Origin of the sequence: Acinetobacter sp. Gutcm_16 (assembly GCF_028649355.1) — a bacterium.
In the GTDB taxonomy this organism is placed as follows: domain Bacteria; phylum Pseudomonadota; class Gammaproteobacteria; order Pseudomonadales; family Moraxellaceae; genus Acinetobacter; species Acinetobacter johnsonii.
Map to the genome: position 1 here is coordinate 25,561 of NZ_JAQSUV010000010.1, position 6,000 is coordinate 31,560.

The 6,000-nt window shown below is 39.3% G+C and carries 4 protein-coding genes; all 4 read right to left on the reverse strand.

From position 1 onward, the window contains the following. Positions 1–496 precede the first annotated feature (496 nt). From PTT44_RS00600 to PTT44_RS00615, 4 genes are read right to left on the reverse strand one after another with little or no spacing between them, the layout of a single operon-like run. On the reverse strand, positions 497–1,510 hold the full coding sequence (locus PTT44_RS00600; protein ID WP_252726100.1) for an Imm72 family immunity protein: 1,014 nt from the start codon (positions 1,508–1,510) through the stop codon (positions 497–499). A gap of 34 nt (positions 1,511–1,544) precedes the next feature. Next, complete coding sequence (locus tag PTT44_RS00605) at positions 1,545–2,864, reverse strand: hypothetical protein (protein ID WP_252726090.1); 1,320 nt, start codon at positions 2,862–2,864, stop codon at positions 1,545–1,547. A gap of 13 nt (positions 2,865–2,877) precedes the next feature. Next, positions 2,878–3,075 (reverse strand): hypothetical protein, encoded by a 198-nt coding sequence (locus tag PTT44_RS00610; RefSeq protein ID WP_252726091.1) that lies wholly within the window; start codon positions 3,073–3,075, stop codon positions 2,878–2,880. Then, complete coding sequence (locus PTT44_RS00615; protein WP_273795507.1) at positions 3,072–5,924, reverse strand: type VI secretion system Vgr family protein; 2,853 nt, start codon at positions 5,922–5,924, stop codon at positions 3,072–3,074. Before PTT44_RS00615 ends, PTT44_RS00610 begins: the two co-directional genes overlap by 4 nt. Positions 5,925–6,000 lie beyond the last annotated feature (76 nt).

Below are 6,000 nucleotides of genomic sequence, written 5' to 3' on the forward strand. Positions count from 1 at the left end.
ACTGCCTGAAAATGCTAAAGTTGGTTTTTCACTAGACCTAATAATACTGTAATTAAATTTAGATGCAGGACTAACAATTATTTTTTTCTCCAAGCTTTGCTGATTAGAATTTTGGCAACTTGCAAAAAATACCAAATATAGTTAGAAAAACAAACTTCATCTCCCCCTCCTACTAGGTCTTTAAAGTTTCAACATAATTACCAAGTAAATAGATAAATAAATTTATTTTTAAAACCATTTTTTAATTACCTCAATGCTTCTAAAGTCGGCTTAAAGTTAGGTAATATTTTTTACCCCAAACCACATCCAGCTGTTGTGAAATATGTCGATTGCGATAATCCTAAGGCAGGTCCTGCATAAAAAGTTCACGTGCATTTTTTTCTGTATCCAACATATGCTTAAAAGCATCTACTAATACTGTAAAATAATCAGCAGAACCATAGCATTTAAGCAAGTAAATTTCCTGCCGACGAATTTCAAATGGTGACAGTATTTGTTATTCACCATCAAACTGCCAATACACTTCCCCCCAGTCAGATTCGATCTCAGGTAAAATTTCACCTTGTTTAAAATACTGTCGTGAATTTTCTTGTGCAACTGTAAACCAACAACCTGATTTGGGGCAAACTTGACCTGCCTTTATACTTAGTTTCTCGGTGGCTTCTGTGTTTCTATTAGCTTTGATACCAATATTTTCAATATCAAAAACATAAACTTTTTCTTCTTCTGGAATCGTTCCATCTAAATAACGTTTATCTTCCCAAATTAAATGCCATTTAGTAAATTTGGATTGATGTATATCGCCCTTACTATATTTAGGTGCAATAGTTCCTTGATAAAAATAATTAGGGCAACCTCGTTCCCCATTATCTAGTTTTGCCTCATAAATACCAGATATAGTTACTTCCTGTTCTGTTTCTATTACAACTTTATCACAACTCTTATTCTCCAATGAATAATTCAGTTGATTTATAATATTTTCTTTATATAAAGGCCAATAACTTAATTTAAAAAGTGATTCAAAATTCCATTTTTGAAATAATTTATCTAAACTTTTAGGTAAAAAATATTGTGCATATTTATAATCTGATGAAACTGTAATCTTCGCTATATCTAACATTTCAGATGCTATGAGAAGTTTTTTAATAGCCCCAATATGATAGGGTTCTTCAAATAGACTACCATCTCTTCCCCGCATACCTAATTCAATATAGAGTGGATCATTAGCTAAATCTCTCTCATCTCCATAACGCCCAAATACTACACTTTTTATTCCATCTCCAAAAAATAATGGATATATTTCATTTTTATATGGCGTTTTAAAAAAAAGTTCTAATGCTTTTTCTTGATTATTCAATACATTCAAATACATTATGTACTGTTTCTCATAATTTTCACTATAATTTTCTTTAATCTCATCTGTAGGGTTTCTTAAAAAGTGCTCAAAAGTACTAACAAAATCAGCGTGCATTTCATATATTTCTTTCAAAAAAGAATAGCTTGAATACATTTCATTCAATTTCAATGCTTGACTTCTATGAAGATTATTTTCCACGTTTTTTTGACTCCTCATTTCGATTATTTGCGCGCCCAGTAGTTGAAGTGCTTCTCGCTGCTTGGCCTTGCTGTGCAATTTTTTTAGAATGCTCTAATTTCTTCAAATATTTTACAGTTATTGAATTATCAGTTGGTAAAATAGCATCGGGCCAATGGGTCTTTTTATACCCTTGTGAAATTTTTTCAATATACTGTTTTATAGGAATATTACTTGGGTGATAAAAATCAATCACTAGTTGTGTAGCACCGCCTGGTAGTAACAGTCCTGTCCCAAGTTTATTTTCTAAATCAACTTGCTCTGCAATTTTCCCCTCCCATCCTTTTAATCCACCCCAATCTTTCGGCACATTTATCCCCATAGACTTTAACTCATTTACTGTAGGAATCCTCTGCAATTCAATATAAATTCCATTCTTTGACCATTCTGATTTAACAGCACAATCTAACCGCCACTCAGTGCCATTTTTAGGTAGTTTATCCCCCCAAAATAATCCAAAAGGTTTTGGATCAGATGAATCTAGTACTCGGTTAATATTTATTTTTTCTCCTGGTTTAAACGTCTTTGCTTTTATTGGTGCCTTTTCACTAAATGTACTAATAACCCAACTAAGATTTTTCCTTAAATCAGTATAGCCTTCTACTGGCTTAAAATGACTCAAAGGCGCAGGCGTGTGTCCCTTACTTGCAATCAGCTTAGAAGCAGTTGAACTTAAACGTGCTTCGGTTGTCATGACTTTAGTCTGAGTACCACCAATTTTTGCACCCGCTTCATTCATCTGACGGATGACCTCAGTGCGTACTTTATTTAAAGCTTGGTCGAGCTCTTTAATAGCAGCAGGAATCATCTTATCAGCAAGACGTCCTAGTTCATCCAATTTTGGCCCCATGGAATTGACATAAGTACTGACGCTTTCAGGCAATGCATTACCCATTTTCTGATTGATAAATGCGAAACCTTCTTTCATACGAGAGATGCCATTCTTAAGTTCAGCTAAAATTTTACCTTGATACTGAGCAAAATTAAGTTTTTGAATAAAAGCAACCGAATTTCCATAGCCCATTTTTCTTAAAAAAGCGAGTATTGCAGCGGCAACCTCAGCTGCTTTAGTGGCATCTTTTATAACAGTAATTAAGAGACGACCAATACCTTTTAAAATACCTCCAAAAATCGGGATAATAGGCAGTAAACATAAAATAATTTTGATCCAATTAATTACGTCTGATGCTTGCTTCTTGTCATCCACCATCCTTAATAATATTGCAACTAAGTCGCGTGCTGCCGTTACTTCACCAGCTATCGGAAACATACTTATTGCAGCATCAACAAAAAATCTGCCCTATCGTTGCTTTATCGTTAAACTCTCCTTGTATAACTCCTCCAACCCATTTTTCACCAATAACTACACCATCTTTAATTTGCTTTGCACCATCTGCGATTTGATTACCTGCTTGCTTAGCTCTATTCCAAATATCATTACCAACTTCAACAATGGCTATTTTCTTTTCTGCACTATTCATTTATTTTGTTCCTTTAGTGCTTGCTGATACGATGCTTCAAAATCATCCATTGCCCACTCTGATTTATATTCTGGATTCTCATCTGCCATAGCAACAACCCGATACGGTCGTTGGTCTTCACCAAAAATAACTCGACCATCGCCTTCAGGAGCATTGGTGATATCTGCAATTCCTTTCTGATTTACGACCCCTGAATATTGCTGCCCATTCGTATACTTAATAGTAAAACGAGCCCCTTGTACTGGTTCTTGGTCATGATACTGGAGTAATAATTGTTTTCTGATTTCATTCGGCATCAAAGGGATGTCCATAGCAACCTTAGTCCCACCCAAAAACTGATGCTGCCCCGCCTTACTCTCAAACTTTCCAGCAGTCGTTGAAAAGATACCTGTTCCATTCATCTTGATTTGAGAACCACCTGCTGTCAGATTAATCTCAGTTGGACTCGTGATATAAACGGTATCTTCCGTAGAAATAATCTGAATGCCTTTACGCGCAATAACATCCAGTGCATCACCTTGCGCTTGGATTTCAACCTTGCCCTTGCCTGCATAGGCTCTTAGCCCGTCCTGTGCTGCAAAGAGACTGATTTTCTCACTGGCATGTGCAATCAACGATTTCTGCGTAGAAAGGTTAATACTCTCCCCTGCACTTTGGCTGATCTGACCATCGGCTGAGAGATAAATATCTTCATTACTGCTAACAGCTATGGAGTTTGGTGCAGAGAGAATCATGATGGCTTGTTTAAATGCATCTGCCTTGTTTTGATCTTGTTGTTCAATCTGTTCTAAGAAGCCTTTTAAGTTTTCTAAAACATCAAGCGGATCCGTCTGTTGATTCTTCGCCACTTCACTTAATGCTTGGCTATTGTTTAAAGTCCCTTCAAGTTGTTGTTTGGCAGGTTGAGCATTCAGATGTGTACCTGCAGCTTGATCTTGTTTATGGCTACTGAGCAGTAACCCCTCACCTGCTCGAATCGCGCCCCATTGATCAGTTCGAAGCTCAAAGCCTTCTCCTCGTCCCTCACTTGTCTCCGTTTCTTTGGGGTGGCTGAGGTTGCCGAGGTTCAACTGAGTTGCCCCATGGCTGCTTTGCAGTTGAGTACTGATCTGGTCAGTTGTGTCATCGAAGCGCAGTTGGTTATAACCTTCACCTCCAACTTCTTTAGAGCGAATCCCAGCTAGTTTCTTGGTTTCTGGCAATTGACCTTTCTGATCAAATTTCGTTGGGCTGCGCTGCGCTTCATGAATCCGCCCAACCACAAAGGGACGGTCAAGATTGCCGTCAAAGAAATCAATCACCACGATTTCACCAATGCGTGGTAAAAAGCGTGCGCCATAGCCCTCACCCGCCCATGGGGTCAAGACATCAACCCATGCCGAGTCTGTATCATTGTCATTGGCGCCTGCACCACCGTCATGACTGTGGTCATCGTTGCGGGTAAAGAGGAAGCGAACTTTGATCCGCCCCCATTCATCCACATGAATTTCTTCGCCACTTGGTCCCACGACTTTGGCACGTTGTGGGTGTGTGGCTGGTCGGTGCTCTATCGGGTTATAAACTGGAACGGTCGTGATGTGACGACGCTGTAAACTCAAGTGGTTGGCTTGGCGTTCACTTGGCACTGTGCTGGTTTTGAGTGACCATTGGCTTTGTTTCAGCAAATGCTGAATTTGCTCACTCAAATCTTTGGGCAAGTTGTTTTGATTATAGAAAGTCTTGGTCGTGATCAGAAATTCTTTGTCTGCGTCACTGTGTTGATCAAGTTCAGGATGTTCATGTAACTCAAACCAATACCCTACTTGGGCATCACGTACGGTGCTCTGTGCAGTGAATTGTTTCGCCTGTTGGTTGTAGACATTACTCAGGGTTTGATTGAGTTTTTCAATTTGGCTGTTTGATGCTGCGGTCGCCTGATCTTCTCCATTTAAATCTTGCATCCATGCAGGGCTAATATGCCACGCTTGTTCTAGGCTGAGGCTAGCATTGTCTTGTTGTGTGCTATGTTGATGTTGGCTTTGGACTGAACCTGCGCCTTCTTCTTGACTCAAGTGATCGGCTTGCCAACGTTGGATATAGACTGCAGTCGGTTGTAGGCTGCGCTGTGCACTCAGACTGATGATGCTATCCTTTTGTTCGGTAGCACTAGAACGATGAAAACGAATTTGTCGACGCTTTAAGGCTTGGAACTGACTGTTGTCATCCAAGAGTCTAAGTTTTTGAGCTTGAATCGGATGACGAGTATGAGGTACATACAGTTCAGCTTCATCAATTAGCCAGTTGATGCCTTCACTGCGCCAGAGCCGTGTTAGAAAGTCATAATCGGTTTCATTTGACTGCATGATGAAGGGACGGACATCGGTCTCTGTATTTAAACCAGAAAGATCAAGACTGAGGCTAGCAGCAAATAGCGGACTTTTGCTCTGCCATTCCTTAAAGAGTATTTCACTGACATCTCGCACACTTTTATTCATAAACACTCGGCTGTTGCGACGTTTATGCCAAAGTGCCGTTGCGTCTTCTAAGCGAAGTTTATACAAGGTCAGTGCACCATCACTTTGTCCTTGTTCGGCTTGAGTGATGATCCCTGTGCTGCGAAATAATGTGCCTTGGTCTGTGACCTGATCGACCGCGACTTGTACCCCGATAAATTGTTTCAGTGGAATCAGAGCATTGGTTGAGAGGCAGATCAATTCAACGTTTAAACCTTGGTTTAATGCATGTGTGCCTTCAATATGCTGCAAAAAGATGTCATGATTTAATGCAGCATGTGAAAATTGTGCATGAATGGCACGTTTTTGTGCACTTAACCCCAATTGCTCAAGCACTTGAGTGATTGTATTTATCATCGTCTATATTTTTAAAAAGTAAGTTTCAGTCAACATTGATCGCAAACAACGATCATAAATTAGGCGCCATTATAGC